Source organism: Mesorhizobium sp. M3A.F.Ca.ET.175.01.1.1 (assembly GCF_004791945.1).
GTDB lineage: Bacteria > Pseudomonadota > Alphaproteobacteria > Rhizobiales > Rhizobiaceae > Mesorhizobium.
This window is the reverse complement of the sequence record NZ_SRTP01000007.1, coordinates 1-13,234: the sequence shown is the minus strand read 5'-3', so window position 1 is coordinate 13,234 and position 13,234 is coordinate 1. Positions and strand designations below refer to the sequence as shown.

General features: G+C 57.7%; 12 protein-coding genes and 2 pseudogenes. 11 read left to right on the top strand and 3 right to left on the bottom strand.

The annotated features are described in order from the left end of the window. The first annotated feature begins 1,818 nt into the window (after positions 1 to 1,818). The gene (locus EN818_RS17520; protein WP_348631413.1) at positions 1,819 to 2,361 is read left to right on the top strand and encodes a very short patch repair endonuclease; all 543 of its coding nucleotides are present in this window, start codon (positions 1,819 to 1,821) and stop codon (positions 2,359 to 2,361) included. A gap of 24 nt (positions 2,362 to 2,385) precedes the next feature. Here the strand turns inward: EN818_RS17520 and EN818_RS17515 are convergent, their stop codons facing one another. After that, positions 2,386 to 3,330: an HNH endonuclease signature motif containing protein gene (locus tag EN818_RS17515; protein WP_135905008.1), complete on the bottom strand. Its 945-nt coding sequence runs from the start codon at positions 3,328 to 3,330 to the stop codon at positions 2,386 to 2,388. 115 nt (positions 3,331 to 3,445) lie between these two features. Here EN818_RS17515 and EN818_RS17510 point away from each other — a divergent pair, with 115 nt between their 5' ends. Together EN818_RS17510 and EN818_RS17505 are read left to right on the top strand one after the other, a co-directional pair. Further along, positions 3,446 to 4,516, top strand: coding sequence for a DUF262 domain-containing protein (locus EN818_RS17510; protein ID WP_135905010.1), 1,071 nt, complete (start codon positions 3,446 to 3,448; stop codon positions 4,514 to 4,516). A gap of 142 nt (positions 4,517 to 4,658) precedes the next feature. After that, entirely contained in the window at positions 4,659 to 5,174 is a 516-nt protein-coding gene (locus EN818_RS17505; RefSeq protein ID WP_135905012.1) for a hypothetical protein, read from the top strand. Here the strand turns inward: EN818_RS17505 and dcm are convergent. Continuing rightward, a complete protein-coding gene (gene dcm / locus EN818_RS17500) occupies positions 5,171 to 6,325 on the bottom strand; it encodes a DNA (cytosine-5-)-methyltransferase (RefSeq protein ID WP_135905014.1) in 1,155 nt (384 codons plus the stop codon). The genes EN818_RS17505 and dcm overlap by 4 nt on opposite strands. 424 nt (positions 6,326 to 6,749) lie before the next feature. On the opposite strand from dcm, the gene EN818_RS17495 reads away from it, so the two are divergent. Further along, the gene (locus tag EN818_RS17495; RefSeq protein ID WP_135905016.1) at positions 6,750 to 7,172 is read left to right on the top strand and encodes a DUF3489 domain-containing protein; all 423 of its coding nucleotides are present in this window, start codon (positions 6,750 to 6,752) and stop codon (positions 7,170 to 7,172) included. Positions 7,173 to 7,177: 5 nt separating this feature from the next. Further along, the gene (locus EN818_RS17490) at positions 7,178 to 7,651 is read left to right on the top strand and encodes a DUF2924 domain-containing protein (protein WP_135905018.1); all 474 of its coding nucleotides are present in this window, start codon (positions 7,178 to 7,180) and stop codon (positions 7,649 to 7,651) included. 52 nt (positions 7,652 to 7,703) lie between these two features. On the opposite strand, the pseudogene EN818_RS17485 reads toward EN818_RS17490, so the two are convergent. Beyond that, positions 7,704 to 8,138: pseudogene (locus EN818_RS17485) on the bottom strand (recombinase family protein); the annotation flags it as partial. Between EN818_RS17485 and EN818_RS32725 the strand changes: the two are divergent. The 6 genes and pseudogenes from EN818_RS32725 to EN818_RS33240 form a co-directional block, all read left to right on the top strand. Beyond that, entirely contained in the window at positions 8,134 to 8,565 is a 432-nt protein-coding gene (locus EN818_RS32725; RefSeq protein ID WP_189523812.1) for a hypothetical protein, read from the top strand. The pseudogene EN818_RS17485 and the gene EN818_RS32725 sit on opposite strands and share 5 nt — an antisense overlap. 77 nt (positions 8,566 to 8,642) lie before the next feature. After that, the gene (locus EN818_RS17475) at positions 8,643 to 9,194 is read left to right on the top strand and encodes a hypothetical protein (RefSeq protein ID WP_135905022.1); all 552 of its coding nucleotides are present in this window, start codon (positions 8,643 to 8,645) and stop codon (positions 9,192 to 9,194) included. Positions 9,195 to 10,276: 1,082 nt separating this feature from the next. After that, on the top strand, positions 10,277 to 10,540 hold the full coding sequence (locus tag EN818_RS17470; protein ID WP_135905024.1) for a hypothetical protein: 264 nt from the start codon (positions 10,277 to 10,279) through the stop codon (positions 10,538 to 10,540). Next, the gene (gene hxsB / locus EN818_RS17465; protein WP_135905026.1) at positions 10,537 to 11,946 is read left to right on the top strand and encodes a His-Xaa-Ser system radical SAM maturase HxsB; all 1,410 of its coding nucleotides are present in this window, start codon (positions 10,537 to 10,539) and stop codon (positions 11,944 to 11,946) included. The genes EN818_RS17470 and hxsB overlap by 4 nt, the downstream gene beginning before the upstream one ends. Then, entirely contained in the window at positions 11,943 to 13,043 is a 1,101-nt protein-coding gene (gene hxsC, locus EN818_RS17460) for a His-Xaa-Ser system radical SAM maturase HxsC (RefSeq protein ID WP_135905028.1), read from the top strand. Before hxsB ends, hxsC begins: the two co-directional genes overlap by 4 nt. After that, positions 13,040 to 13,234: pseudogene (locus EN818_RS33240) on the top strand (hypothetical protein); the annotation flags it as partial. The gene hxsC and the pseudogene EN818_RS33240, both read left to right, overlap by 4 nt.

The window sequence follows — 13,234 nt, the reverse complement described above, 5'->3', positions numbered from 1 at the left end:
ACCCATGAATGGGACCGGCGTAAATAGCTTCCAGCATATCCTCAAGCGGAGGTGGCGGCCCCGCGACCCCGACGCTTGTCGCCAGTATCGGTCGTATCGAACGCTGCATCACGACAACTTCGCGCTCTGCCTCCTGCACAGCCGGTGCCTCGGGAAATCCGAGGCGCTCGGGGGCCACGGCTTCAAACCGAACCACCTTTTCGGTTTCAAACTCCCGCTCGACAGCCTTGACTCGCCAACGGCCCGAAATGGGGGTCTCAGCGCGGAACTGCCACGACGGCGGACAGCCCTCTATAGCGACGACCCCGTCAGCGCCTTCCACCCTGCGAACATTTACCGCGCTCGACAAAGAGGCATGGATGGAAGGGAGAAAGCCAGGTCGACCCAGCCAAGTGCAGCGGTCCGTCCTCACACCGCCCCCGAAAGTAAGATCTACGAGGCGTGTGCCTCCGGCGGGCTCAAGCCCCATCTTCCGACGCAATCGGGATAGCGTGATCTCGTCCAACGGCGCTGAGAGCATCCACTGACCCTCAAGATGTCGCCAGGTTGTGCTGAGTGGCCAGCTCATCGCGAAACTGTCACTTCGCGCCACGACCACAGCCCTGACGTCGTCCGGAGGGCTTTGGTCATCCAGCATCCAAACTAGGCCGGGCTCCTCAGTGAGCACGAGCACACCTTGGGTGAGCATCTCGGCAAGTTCTCTGGGTACCTCGCCCGGCCGAACGGTACCGAGTTCCTGGAGAGCTCCCTCCCACGAAGGATTTTCGTCGACAACGCCGCTCCCACGAAAAAGGGAAAGCTGTGCAATGTCTTGTTCGTACCCGCCAAAGCGAACTTCCAGGCGCCACCGCTCACGCGTGGGTCCCTTTTCTTGCCCATAGAGCTTCGTCTCTACGCTCCTGGACAATCGCCAGAATTTGTGACCAAGCAGCATACGCTGACGGCATCGCACCGCCCGCTCGAATTCATCCAAGGCGTCTAGAACCGGGTCTGTCAAACGTTCCCGATTGCGCTGCCGGGTGAGCGCCTGCGAAAGTCGCTCAGGGGACCTACGAACGTCAGGAGAAAGGTCCCGCATGACCTGGGTGAGTGAGCTCCGATCGCGCCATGATGGAAACGCAATCCTGACGGCGTATCCGATCAAGTTTGCGTTGCCATAGCTCGGAAGAACAATTTTGCGAAATTGCTCGCCTAGTGCCCGTTTTCGGTCCGACCAACGGACTAGTTCGCGCCAGAGGGCGTTCACGCCAGAGACCGAGTTGTATTGATCCTCCAACCCAAGAAGTTGACCCAACCGGGCCCGGAAGTTATGCGTGGAACCGGCGCCCGCATCTGTCGCAGACACGAGACATGTGAGGACGAGGTAACGAAAGTAGGTGGGATAAGGCGCGTCGTGGAGTGCGGGTCGGCGCGCGCCGGACAACCAGTCGTGGATCCGCCGGCGATCAAAATGCATCAAGAACGCTCGTTGTACTTCATCTTCCGACAGGTCTTCCCTGCCAATTGCGGTGGCGAGCTCGGCGGGCGTAGCATCCAACCAGTTAAGCGCTGCACCACCGTAAGGCCCGTCAGACCGGAGGTAGTGGTCGACGAGCCTCCTCTCCCACTCTTCCTGAGGCAGCAAGCCCCCCGCCACCTGACCAGTCAGCACCGCCACCCTGAAAAAGGAACCCTTCAACCTGGGGCTAGTTTGCGCTTTCATCAGGCCCCACAACACTTTCCACGCTTGTTCGGTACAACGCAAGTGTGACCGGCACGAGCAGGAATTATGTCGGGGAATAAACAAAGAGAGTAAGTGTGCTACCGTCGGATATTGGCATGGTTGCGAACAAGAGGAACAATACAGATGGGGAATTTATGGTAGCATCAGCCTGCCGCATCCCCTCTGCTCCTATAGCAAGCGAACTGGCCATGATCAGCGGTCACAACGACGAAGACCGTCCCTCTGCTAGTGAGCAACGCAGCAAAATGATGCGCTCTGTGCGGCGGAAAGACACTCTCCCCGAAATGACGGTGAGAAAAGCTGTTCACTCCGCCGGCCTGCGCTATCGTCTGCACGTCAAGTATTTGCCAGGAAGCCCAGACATCGTGTTCCCGAGCCGGAAGCTTGCGGTGTTTGTCCACGGCTGCTTCTGGCACCGACACACGAACTGTCGCCACGCCACAACGCCGAAGACTAGAGTGGCTTTCTGGACCGACAAGTTCAGGCGCAATCGAGATCGTGATGCCGAGGTTACGCTTGCTCTCCAGACTCTGGGATGGGACGTAATGGTGCTTTGGGAATGCGACGTGAAGTCTGGGGGCTACCTAGATCCCCTTCTGCGAAGGCTGCGACAGACGCGTGCTTCGCAGGAACATTAGCCGGGCGGCCGTTGGCGTTTTCAGTCAACTAGCCTCGGCTATGAACTTCCTAATCCGACACGTCACCCCATTGGGAAAGGCGAACTCGAATTCATTCTGAAGGTCCCGAGTGACGACGCCACCGAAGTGGAGCTGCCGATGATGGTTTGGGCACACCGTGATTATGTTTTGTGGCCCCAGCACGTCCCCCCTTAGAGTAGACACCAATACAACATGATGGGCTTCGACGTAGGGTGATCCGTCCGGTTTGATAAAGGCGTCCCATCTCTGGCCCAGCACGTCACATATCTGACATCGGTAGCCATTCGCCGCTTTCACAGTATCTCCGATTGGCCCCCGCTCTACATACCGGCTGATCCGATGTTTTATTATTGGGGTCGCATCGCGTACCAAGTTCCAAACTTCCCTGCGTACGTTCGGGATTCTCAGATCAGGGGCATTAGTAAGCTGGGGCAGCTCATCGCCGTTCTCACCCTGAGTCGCAAGCAAGCCGACCAAGATCTCCTCCGTCAAGAGGCCCCCCCTTAGCTCAATCTCAACGGCGGAATGCGAGAGAGGCGATTCGAACGATATCGCGAGACGCACTCGTTTGTTTCCCGTCCCGGGAGTCTGGCCAGCCGCCATTCCAATCTGTGAAACGCTTCGCCGTATTTGCAATCTGAGTTGCTTGATATCGGTGATTTCCGACAATCGAACGGGATAGGTGCTCGCCTCTAGCCGGACCTGGCGTTCGTCCTGATTAAGGTTGGAAAGTGCTCTACTATCGACCCAGATCCCATCAAGCGAGGCATCAAGCGCTGCGAGGCGCCCCAATATAGTCTCTAGGGCCTCAATGTAGTCCGGATTGTAGGCAGGTTTGCCACGGGAAACACCCCCATTTGAATGTAGCACGATATCAATCCCGCCGCCCGTCTCTTCGAGATCGAACTCCGCGTCCAATATCCGTCCATCCCGGGCATAAGCCTTCACGATCCATTCCTTAATTGCTGCGTCGCCAGAGAATGTCTTTGCGCTGCGCTTGGCTCAACTAGCTGGTAATAATGCCAGAGTCGGACAGCAATCCATACTGAGGGGCGCAATTGGTATGTCTAATCTTTTGGTGCAATTAGCCGATCCGGACGAGGTTGCAGCGATCGTCGATGACGTACGTCGAGAGGCGCGGTACGTCGTCACAGACTTTTCCGTTGAACTGGTGGTGTCGAAGTTCCGCGAGGAGGCCGAGGCAGAAGGCGAAATCTACGTTCCCGAATACCAGCGAAGCCTCTCGTGGAACGAGGAACAGAGCTCCTACTTCATCGAAAGCCTTATTCTGCGAGTGCCAGTTCCACCGATTTTTCTCTACGATGTCGAGGGGCGCCTTGAGATCGTCGACGGTTCACAGCGAATCAGAAGCTTGGTGCGATACCTACAAGACGGCTTCGCCCTAAGTGGCTTGGAGAAGCTCGACGTTTTGAACGGATATCGCTTTTCCGATTTGCCGCCTTCGGTGCAACGACGCCTTAACAATACGCCAATCCGTTCGTTCGTTCTTGATCAAGGGACGGACGAAAGCACTCGGGTTGAGTTGTTTAGACGGCTTAACACGTCCGGCAAGCGACTTGAGGACGCGGAGATACGCAAGGGTGTCTATCGAGGTCCCTTTCTTGATCTAGTGATCGAAGAGGCTGCCTCGGACCTCTTCAAAAGCCTTACCCCCTATATGGCGAAAGGTGTCGACGCCCGTAGTGAGCGGCAGGAGTTAGTTACTCGCTTTTTCATCTATTGTGATCGCTATCTGTCTTTTCGTCATGATGTAAGGAAATTCTTGGATTCCAACATGGACGAGTTGAACAAGTCCGCAGACGAAGCGCGCCTCTTGCAGATGAAGGCGGAATTCGAGCGGACAATGCAATTTATCCGCAAGTACTATCCGAAGGCCCTGTATCGGCCCGATGGCGGAAAGCGCGTTCCCCGCGTCCGTTTCGAGGCTATCGCCGTTGGAACGGCGCTGGCTTTGCGAGATAATCCTGCGCTCAAGGCGCCATCCGACACGTGGCTTCGTTCTGGGCAATTCGAAGAGCTCGTTCGAACGGATGCAAGCAATAGTGCCCCAAAACTTCGAGGCCGGATCGAGTACGTTCGTGACAGCTTACTGGGTCGCTCAAATGTGCGTTGAGGAGCGCTTCCGCGTCCGCGCTCGGGATGTGTCTGAATATTTGAGGTCCTTGCAGTCGCTCGAACGGTTGCACCATGTACCCGGACGCAGATTCTATCGAGCGACAGCCGCGATCACGGCATCTCGTGCTTCCGCTTTCATCATGATCTACAACTGCATCGAGTTCGGAGCCCGCGAGGCACTAGTTGAGCTGCGCCAGGAAATCCTCGCAAACGTCGGCAGCTTCGCAGCCTTGAAGGATTATTGGCGGGAAGAGATCGCTCGTGCGCACTTTCGGGATCGCCTTACTCAGGGTACCAACTACGAAGGGCTCATTCGTGATGTAGCGAGGTTTGTGCCAGGCGTCGTCGATTGGAGATCGGATCTGCATCGCTTGCCCTTTACTGGAAATGTCGACAACGAAGAGTTGTTGCGGTTCGTCACTCGTATCGGGAGCCCGTGGCGACCTCCACGATCTTGTCTTGGCGGGTCCGATCTCGCCCTTATTAGGCAAATGCGCAACACGCTAGCTCATGGCACTGAAACGTTCGAGACCGTGGGCTCTCAATTCAGCACCCAGGATATGACCGAGAAGTTTAGGCGCGTGCGGACTTTCATGGTTTCGCTAATCAGGGGACTTGAGCGCTATCGGATGAATCGGCAATATCACCGCAATTAAGTTGGGACCTCTTCGAAGCCACAATGGGCGGCGAGCGCACGAGCGAACTCCTGGTTCTTTGTTAGTCCGCTCTTTATGTACCGGCGAAGAAAGCCTTGGGCGGCTCGTACTGACAACGTCTTCGCGTCCTTCAGGCCAAAACTCACGAGGGAAACGCGTTGGTTATCGCGTGGACCCTGGCCGGCACTGGGGATATAGCGAGACGCTTGCTTCGGCCCACCCCACGCCGCGGTGTGCTGGCAATGCGTCTCGGTGCCATTTTCTTGGTATGCGAGCCCGCGTCCTTCCGAAGTCGCAAGTCGCTTTCCTACCCATGTCGCGACCGGAACACTCACTGCGTTGCCGACGAGGCGCCACCGGAGACGGTCGCCTTTCGTCACGTACTGCGCAGAGGCGGTCCAACCAGGAGCGAAACCCTGGAGACGTTCCGCGTCCTCGATCCCAGGTGTTTGAAACAGCCCGGTCTCTACTGTCCAAATCGCGGGCGGAGACGGTATGCTGAGGCCCGACCCCCCCTTCAATGGCGGCACGGCGTCGATGGTCCAGCCTACGCCGCGATTGCCTTCCGTCCAGTAGAAACCGATGTTCGTTGCCGGCCGACCTTCGGAAGCGACTTGATCGATACCATCAAAGAGGAGATTACCGGGGTCACCTTCCAGCATTCCGACAATGAAGATTCGCCGGCGCCTTTGCGGGAGTCCGAATTCACGTGTGTCGAGTACACGATAGGCCCAGCGATAACCGCGTGCGGCCAGCTCAGACGTTACGTAACTTACAGCCTTGCCCTTGTGTAAACTCAGTGAAAACGCAACGTTCTCAAGAACTATGGCATTTGGCTTCTGCGGTGTTGCGTCGAGCAACCTAAACACATGCGAGACAAGCCCTGACTGGCTGCCGTGCATGCCAGCCATCCGTCCAGCTTGGCTCAGATCTTGACACGGCCATCCGCCGACAAGAACATCACAAACAGGAAGCTCAGTCATCTTGGTCACGTCATTGACGAGATTGATCTCCGGGAAATGCTTTCGCAAGACCGCTTGCGCCACGGGATCCTTTTCGCACATCAGCGACGTCTGGAGGCCCGCCTTCGCGAAGCCGACCTCAAAACCACCTATGCCGGAAAATAAGCTGACGACTGTTTGATTCGACATGATTTCCCCGAATCGTCGACTGCGTAGCAGAAATCCGTTCTGAACTCGAGAAGATTTTCCACCTAGCTGCAGCTGTCATCCGGCGGTCCACAACTATGTACATGAGCAGCGGTCAGCTGCCGTCGGTTGGAGCACTACACGGTATCATTATCACGGAGACCCACGAGCGGCTGTTGCAAGCGAAGAAACCAGGCGGTGAACTAGGCAGCGCCGAGACCGAAACAGCACTTGCCCACTAAGCCGACACAAATGCAGAGTTGCCACACCTTCCCCTGGACTTCGTTGCGCACGCAAGCATTGCTGTGGGTAAACCAGGCAGGCGGTTTTCGCCTTCGCCTAGATCAAGGTCTCTCCAGCCCGCTAGGCGGGCTCAAGTCAGTACAGGCGCCGGATTGGCCGACGCCTCAAACTGAGGAGAACGACCATGGTGGCACTCGGCACCGATCAAGGCACCGAATCGGACAACGACAAGCTTCAAATCCCGCCGGAGGCGCATGAGCAAATCTGGGATGCACCGCCTTCCTCGGCAAAGCCGGCGAGGAAACCGAGGTCGCCCACAAAGAAAGCTCGTGAAGCAGAGGCGGAGCCGGCACCGGCAAAGCCACCGAAGGCGGCGCCCCGCAATTACACCAAGCAGAGCAAATCGGACCTAGTGCTGAAGAAGCTTCGGTTAGCCAAGGGCGTCACGATCGAGATGCTGATGGAGATCACCGGTTGGCAGGCGCATTCGGTGCGGGGGTTCTTGTCGGCCGTCGTCAAGAAGAAGCTCGGCCTCAACCTGGTGAGCGATGTCGGGAAGGACGGGGTCCGCCGGTATCGTATCGATGATAGCACGAAGGGCGCTTGAGCCTCATGCCCGCCAAGGCCGACATTGAAGCAGAGGTCGCCGCCTTGGGCGACCTCTCGCGCGAGGAACTCACGGCCCGATGGGAAAAGATCTACAACTGCTCACCACCAAAGGGTGCCAGGCGTGAACTTCTGATCAGGGCAGCAGCCTGGCATCTTCAGGCAAAGCGTCTCGGTGGATTTTCCACCGAGACGCGTCGCATGCTCAGGTCCGCCATAGATCGGGTAGAGAAGAAGTTCGCCGACCGCGACAGCCAAGCTAACGTCGTCGCCGACGACATCAAGGTGACGAGCGCGCCAAAGCGCAAACAAGTTTTGCCAGGCGCCCGGTTGGTCCGGGACTGGAACGGCAAGACCCACGTCGTCGACGTGATCGAGGATGGCTTCGTCTTTGAGGCCAAGGTTTATCCCTCGCTATCGTCGATCGCGCGCAAGATCACCGGCGCGCATTGGTCCGGCCCGAGGTTCTTCGGCCTATGAGCAGCAACTCCACACCCCGCCGGCCTTCGCGTGCAGCCTCAGCGGCAAGATCGCGGACTGACTTCAGAACAAGATAGCGGTCGAAGAGGTGTCGAACGATCTTCGCCTCGGCGTCGTCGATGACAAGCTTGCGGTGTTCCACGCGATAGCCTAGTGGCACGACACCGCCCATCCACATACCCTTCTTCTTGGAGGCTGCGATCTTGTCGCGGATGCGTTCGGCTGTAACCTCGCGCTCGAACTGCGCGAAGGACAGAAGCACGTTGAGCGTCAGCCTGCCCATCGATGTGGTGGTGTTGAACTCCTGGGTGACGGAGACGAAGGACACCGAACTGGCGTCGAAGATATCGACGATCTTCGAGAAGTCCATCAGCGAGCGGGTGAGGCGGTCGATCTTATAGACGACCACGACATCCACCTTCCTGTCGCGGATGTCCTGCAGCAGCCGCTGTAGGGCAGGGCGCTCCATCGTCCCACCGGAGATGCCACTCAGAACGCGAACCCGCGAACGCCAGGATGGCTCAATTGCGGTTACAGCCCCATTCGGCCGGGGCAACCTCTATCATCTGCTGTCGAACCCGATCTACATCGGCAAGATCAAGCACAAGGATCAAGTCCACGGCGGCGAGCACGAGCCGATCATAGCCGGTCCGGTGTTCGATGAGGCGCTGGCGCTCTTGGCATCTCAGGCACCGCGCCGCAGGAGCACATCGAACGTCATTCAGCAGCATCTTCTCACCGGACTTCTCTTCGACGAACATGGTGAGAAACTTCGATCGGTGCATGCCCCAACAAGCGCGGCGTTCGCTATCGATACTACGTCTCAAGACAGTTCGTTGATCAGCGACGCGGCAACTCCGACGGATGGCGCCTACCCGCCGATGCGGTTGAATCAGTCGTTGAGCATCAGCTGAATCGTATTCTCAGCGATCACAGCCAAGTCGCTGATTTGATTCAGCGGTGGGGAGGTTCCGGCGAGATCCAATATGCGATGCGTCGCGCGGCCGAGGCCACGGCTGCTTGGAGCTCCGAAACTGCTGACGCTAAGCGATCGCTGCTGCAGAAACTCGCCCGCCGCATCGCCCTTGGTCAGAAGGCCCTGACCATCGACCTCGATTGCAGGGCACTTGCCGAACATCTGCTCGATAGAGCTTTGCGATCTGATGGCGGTGCTGAGAAGCTGTCGATCACATGCCCGTTCGACATCAAGCGACGCGGTGTGGAGATGCGCATCGTTTTAGGCGATACCTTGTCCAACAGCGCTGAACCGAACGCTGCGTTGATCGACGTCGTCCACCGCTCCCAGCTGTACCTTCATCAACTCACCGATGGCTCTGGCCGAAGCCTGACGGAGATCGCCAGCTTGAACGCAACCACTGTCTCCGAGGTCAGCAGGCTGCTGCCCATGGCGTTTCTGTCGCCGAAGATCGTGTCCAGGATCATCGCCGGCAACCAGCCGATCGAACTCACGGCCCACAGGCTGTCGCGCCTCTCCGGCCTCCCCCTCGCCTGGACCGATCAGGCTGCCCTCCTCGGCCTTTGATTCGAGCATCAGGCGAGCATCGCTTTTCCAAATAGTTGGCTACGGAAATGGGCCCGCAGAGACGAAGGCTCAAAATCGAGCCATTCTGCGCAGAGAAGGCGGCGTCTCCGCCAAGCGTTGCCGTCAAGGCGCCGCGAACCCACGGAAACGTCGACACTATTCTGAGACGGTCGAAAAGCCGCCAAAACTGGCGGACTGAATGGTGGTTCCCAAGGGACTCGAACTGTAGACCAAATGCCAAAACTAAGCCTCGGAAACGTCGACGCTATTTCGGCTCACTTTGGGAAAATCCCAGACAGAGACGTTTTGGGGAAAAATGGCCAACGGTTGGGCAGAGACGATACTGTTGGATCGTTGCCGGGTGGCCTGGATCGCGAGGCACGGCCGCGGGTAAGCCTTGCATACCGCGGATCAGCAACTTACTTTTCAGTTGACGAATTCAGAGCTCGGCACTCGTGTCTCTGGGTATCGCCATTCAGGACGTCGCAACGTGGCTGCTCATTCTCTGGCCTTGCATTCTCTGGTTTCCCGACCTTGATGCAACGATGGAGGCTCAAATGAAAACAGCACTGAAAATTGGCTTCGACATTCTCGCGGTTCTGCGGGTTAGAGAGTGGGCAGTCACGCGAAATCCAAGCTGGCGAGCTATCCCCAGGTCGTGAGACGGGAGCAACCGTAGGGTGGTGAGAAACCGCCGCACCAATCAAGGCCCCGATAATGTCGGGGCCTTTCCTGTTACCTGGTCAGTTACAAAAAAATGCCGGCGTTTGCACTTCTCAGTCGATCCTGACCGCTGAGGCCTCGTGCCAGATACCGGCGCCCTGTTGGAATGTCTTTGGCGCCACTAGCATTCGACAAATATCTGCCGTCGTCGGCTGAGGCGGATTGGCGACGGAGCCCACAAAGCCTCCAACACGTTGCCAACCGCGCACAGCGAGTGAGAGACCCTCGGCTCCACGTTCGACAGAAAAACCACACTTCGATAAAACGTCTGCTTAACTTATATATTATGGCCCAACTGCATTTTTTGGCCCTTAGATTGGCTGTATAATGGCGCTGGGCGTTTCGGGGGATACGGGGTAATGGGCGAGAAATCCGATCAAGTAACAATTGAGATTCCACCCACTTTGCACCGGTTTGTGGACGGGGCGCTACTACGCCTTCAATCCCAATACCCGAACCTGGATTTCCGCGCGTCGAGCACCGGCGTTCAGGTCGCGCCCGCTGCCGCCCTAGACCTAAACGACCTTAGGAAGCAGATCTCGTATGCTGTTTACCGCGAGAAAATCTATGTCGAAACCCTGCCTCTGCGGCGGAGCCTGATCGAGGCAGTCACCAGCAGATGACGATTTGGCCGCTGAAATTCAGGGATGCGGGCGCGGGCACGCTCTTCTTTGCCGACGACACCGGCGGATTCTTCTTCGGTGATCGGTCATTTCTCGACCGCTATGCGACCGGCGCCCTTTCTAAATCCGACCAAGCCTTCCTGCAAACCAATGGCCATGTTTTTCAAGAGCAGGGTGACGCTGACTGGATCGGGTTCGCGTATCGCTGGACCGCTCGACAAGCCACGCAGAGAGCGCTCGATTATCTCATTCTGGTGCCGACGCTGCGTTGCAATTTGACCTGCGACTACTGCCAGGTCTCCCGCGCGCCGGAATCGGCGTCGGGCTTCGATTGGAGCGAAGACACGCTCGAACACGTCCTCCGGCTTATTGGCAGCATGACGGGACCACGGGTGAAAATCGAGTTTCAAGGCGGCGAGCCATTATTGCGGATCGATCTGCTCGAACGTGTTCGATCCTTTACCCGCACAACCTTCCCCGGCAGCCAATTCGTTGTATGTACAAACCTGCAGCGGCTAGGCGAGCGCGAATGGGCGTTCCTCGAGGCCGACGACACCTTCGTCAGCACTTCGCTTGACGGTGATCGTGCGACGCATGAGCGCCAGCGTACACATGAACCCGCAGCAACAGACGCGTTCCTTGGAAATCTGGCGGAAGCGGTCCGGCGCCTAGGACCGAGCAAAGTCTCTGCATTACCAACGATCGATATCGATCGACCGCCGGCTTTCGACGAGCTGGTTGACAATTTCGAACGTCATGGAATGCGCTCGATTTACCTTCGCCCGATCAACCATCAGGGGTTTGCGCGCAGGCGCAAGAGCGATCCGAACGCCGTCGCCAAATGGAACAGCTTCCATTCGGCTTTCATCGACTATCTGATCGACCGCAACCACCGCACGGGGCGTTATGTCGAGGAATACTACTTCAGCCAAAGCCTGAGGCGGTTCCTGAGGTCTGGCGTCGACGAGCACGTCGACCTGCGAAACCCCAATTTCTTCGCCTCCGACTATCTCGTTGTCGACCATGACGGGCGGCTCTATCCAACCGATGAGGCGCGGATGCTCTCGCGGATCGGCCGTGTCGATTTGTCGGTCGGCCAGGTCGCGACCGGCCTTGATAGCGAGAAGGTGCGGCTCCTCAACCAAGCCTCTCTCAACAACTTCGAGCCGGATTGTATTCACTGCGCCTATCAGCCCTTCTGCGGATCCGACATTGTCGACGACCTATCCCGTTCAGGTCGCGTTGATGGTCCACGAAGCGACACTTGGTTTTGCGGGCGCCACATGGCGCTGTTCGACAAGATCCTCGAGGTGATCCAACGCAGCGACGAGCCGGCGCGCAACTCGGTAGCAAAGTGGGCACGAGTACCTTCTTGGGGGGATCACATGGTCCCGCGACTCGCATGATCCCGCTCAGGCTCAAAATCGATGCCGAAGCTTCAGAGCCATACGTCGTGAGGCTGCGCTCGTTTGAAGGCCTCTCTTCTCTTACCGGCCCACTTCATCCCGACGAGGTGGCCCTGGATCGCGTTGACGGCGAAGCGGCCACCTATTCGGGTATTAGAGGGACGTTAAAATTCTTCGGAGTCGACCCGTCCGAGCTGGATGGCGACACGATATTCGTGGTGCCAGCGCGTAAAACGGCGCATCGGCTGATCCGGGCGAATTCGCGGCATAACACCTTGCTGGTAACGGAGCGCTGCGATCAGCTCTGCGTGATGTGCTCCCAGCCTCCAAAGAAACATCACGTCGACATGTTCCCCTTGTTCGAGACGGCCGTGATGCTGGCACCAGAACAGTCAACTATCGGCCTCTCAGGTGGCGAGCCGACCCTGTTCAAAGCTGACCTGTTGCGCTTCCTCAGCCGGACGATGGAAGCTAGGCCGGACGTTCACTTTCATATCCTGACCAATGGCCAGCATTTCGACCGCACCGACGTGTCGGCCCTCCGCGCGCTGGACATGACGCGGATCCTATGGGGTGTCCCCTGCTATTCCAGCGATAGCGCGATTCACGATGAGATCGTCGGCAAGTCGGGCGCCTTCGCGCAACTTCGACCAAATTTGGCACTACTCTGCGAGGCCGGCGCCCGGATCGAGCTGCGCACGGTGCTGTTGAAGCCGAACGCGCCTGGACTGCTAAACCTCGCCAAGCTCGTCACCACGGCCCTTCCCTTTATCGAGGTGTGGGCCATCATGCAGCTCGAAAATATCGGCTACGGACGGCAGAACTGGAGTTCACTATTCTTCGACAGTTCAACCGGGTTCGAGCACATCGCCAAAGCGCTGGATTTCGCTGTCGGCAGAGGCATTCGGACTGAGTTATACAACTTCCCGCACTGTACGGTTCCAATGCGCTACCGGTCATTTGCACCTTCGACAATTTCGGATTGGAAGCGTGCTTATGTTGAAGAGTGCGGCGCCTGTAGCCTCAAGCCGGAGTGCGGCGGCTTTTTTGAATGGCACCCAAAGGTGCATGGATATGGGAGGTTTGGAACCGCATGAAGAAGCGCATTTTCGCGATCCCTTCATTGCTCGCCGCGGGCTTCATGCCGGCGGAGAGCGTGGCTTGGGACTGTCAGGAATTCTGTGCGCGAGGCCATGATGATGGAAAGGAGAGAATCATCACATGGCTATCGAGAAAGAACTTCTGGACCAGTTGCTTGCCGGGCGCGACCCGAATGAGGTGTTCGCCC